This is a genomic window from Saccharothrix coeruleofusca (genome assembly GCF_014648515.1).
GTDB classification, from domain to species: domain Bacteria; phylum Actinomycetota; class Actinomycetes; order Mycobacteriales; family Pseudonocardiaceae; genus Actinosynnema; species Actinosynnema coeruleofuscum.
Genome location: NZ_BMRG01000001.1, coordinates 741,793 through 743,231, shown reverse-complemented (window position 1 = coordinate 743,231; position 1,439 = coordinate 741,793). Strand labels below are relative to the sequence as shown.

At 73.0% G+C, this 1,439-nt stretch carries 1 protein-coding gene; it reads right to left on the bottom strand.

The features are described 5' to 3' along the window. Positions 1-1,439 (bottom strand): MMPL family transporter (locus IEZ00_RS03870; protein ID WP_229794990.1); only part of this gene is annotated, 1,439 nt, incomplete at both ends.

The following is a 1,439-nucleotide window of genomic DNA, read 5'->3' as shown; positions in this document are numbered from 1 at the left end:
CACCACGGCCTTGATCGGCAGCAGGATCGAGCCGAACGCCAGGAACATCAGCACGAACGTGGCGCCCACCAGCAGGCCGATCATCAGCGGCAGCCGGTCCTGGATGGCGTCGAGGCCGTCGGAGACCATCGCCGTGCTGCCGCCGACCAGCAGCTCGTCACCGGGGGCGTCGAGCGCCCGCACGTCCTTGAGCGCCCGCTTGGACTCGTCGCTGAGCGCGTCCTGGTCCAGCCCCGCGTTGAGCAGCCACACGCCGTCCTTCGGCTCGGCGGCGACCTGCGCCTGGCCCACGCCGGGCACCTCGCCCACGCGCGCGGCGAACCGCTGCACCTCGGCCGGGTCGGGGTTGCCGGTGAGCACGATCTTCAGCCCGCTGGTGGACAGCTGGGCGAAGTCCCGGTTCACCGTCTCGGCGGCCACGCGCGCGGAGTTGCCCTCGGGCAGCACCTTCTCGGTGACCTCGCCGAACTTCACGCCGAGGAACGGCGCGCCCAGCGCCACCAGCACCGCGACGATCGGCAGCGCGAACAGCACCGGCCGCTTCATCACGCGGGCGGCGAGCCTGCGCCAGCCGTCCTCGCGGGGGGCGCGCTTGCGCCACGGCAAGGCCAGCTTGTCGACGCGGTGGCCGAGCACGCCGAGCAGCGCGGGCAGCAGGGTCAGCGAGACCAGCGCGGCGATGGCGACCGCGGACATGCCGCCGTAGCTGAGCGACTTGAGGAAGCCCTGCGGGAACAGCAGCAGCCCGGCCAGCGCGATGACCAGCAGGGTCGCCGAGAACGCCACCGTGCGGCCCGCCGAGGAGACGGTCCTGAGCACCGCGTCGGCCGTGCCGCGCCCGGCGGCCAGCTCCTCGCGGAACCGGCCGACCATGAACAGGCCGTAGTCGATGGCCATGCCCAGGCCGAGCAGGCTGGCGACGTTGACCGCGAAGGAGTTGACGTCGGCGGCGTAGGAGACGGCGTGCAGCACGCCCAGCGAGCCCATGATCGCCAGCCCGCCGACCACCACCGGCAGCGAGGCGGCGACCAGCCCGCCGAAGATGACCACCAGCAGGACCAGCACGATCGGCAGCGAGACGGCCTCGGCCTTGGTCAGGTCCGAGGCGGACATGTCGCTGATCGCCTTCTGGGTGGGCACCAGGCCGCCGACCTGCTCGTCCACGCCGGGCACGTCGAGCTGGTCGGCGATCCGCTCGTACTGCTTGATCTGCTCGTTCGAGTCGCCGGAGCGCAGCGTGATCACGGCCAGCGCCTTGTCGCCGCCGGGCGCGGGCACCGGCGGCATGACCCGCAGCACCGCGTCGTCGGGCAGCTGCCCCAGCCGCTGGGCGATCTCCCCGAGCTTGGCCTGGTCGCCGGTGCCGTAGACGACCAGGACGTCACCGCCCTGGCGGCCGAAGGCGTCCTGGGCGACCTGGTTGGCCCGCGCCGCCTCGC